At 62.7% G+C, this 724-nt stretch carries 1 protein-coding gene; it reads left to right on the forward strand.

What is annotated here, in order from left to right:
• Nucleotides 1-277 precede the first annotated feature (277 nt).
• On the forward strand, nt 278-724 hold a 447-nt coding region (gene prcA / locus FJM08_RS08520; protein ID WP_140031743.1), incomplete at its 3' end, for a proteasome subunit alpha.

Here is a 724-nt window from a genome sequence, read left to right on the forward strand (position 1 = left end):
GTTCGCTGTTCGCGAAGTCGTCGATGAAGAAGTTGTATTCGCAGGTTACCGACGGTGATTCGGGGCTGCGGGTGGCGGTCGAGGCGCTCTACGACGCCGCCGACGACGACTCCGCCACCGGCGGTCCGGACCTGGTGCGGGGCATCTTTCCGACGGCGGTGATCATCGACGCCGACGGGGCGGTTGACGTGCCGGAGAGCCGGATTGCCGAATTGGCCCGCGCGATCATCGAAAGCCGTTCGGGTGCGGATACTTTCGGCTCCGATGGCGGTGAGAAGTGAGTTTTCCGTATTTCATCTCGCCTGAGCAGGCGATGCGCGAGCGCAGCGAGTTGGCGCGTAAGGGCATTGCGCGGGCCAAAAGCGTGGTGGCGCTGGCCTATGCCGGTGGTGTGCTGTTCGTCGCGGAGAATCCGTCGCGGTCGCTGCAGAAGATCAGTGAGCTCTACGATCGGGTGGGTTTTGCGGCTGCGGGCAAGTTCAACGAGTTCGACAATTTGCGCCGCGGCGGGATCCAGTTCGCCGACACCCGCGGTTACGCCTATGACCGTCGTGACGTCACGGGTCGGCAGTTGGCCAATGTCTACGCGCAGACTCTAGGCACCATCTTCACCGAACAGGCCAAGCCCTACGAGGTTGAGTTGTGTGTGGCCGAGGTGGCGCATTACGGCGAGACGAAACCCCCTGAGTTGTATCGTATTACCTACGACGGGTCGATCGCCGAC

Origin of the sequence: Metamycoplasma equirhinis (assembly GCF_006385185.1) — a bacterium.
GTDB lineage: Bacteria > Bacillota_I > Bacilli_A > Mycoplasmatales > Metamycoplasmataceae > Metamycoplasma > Metamycoplasma equirhinis.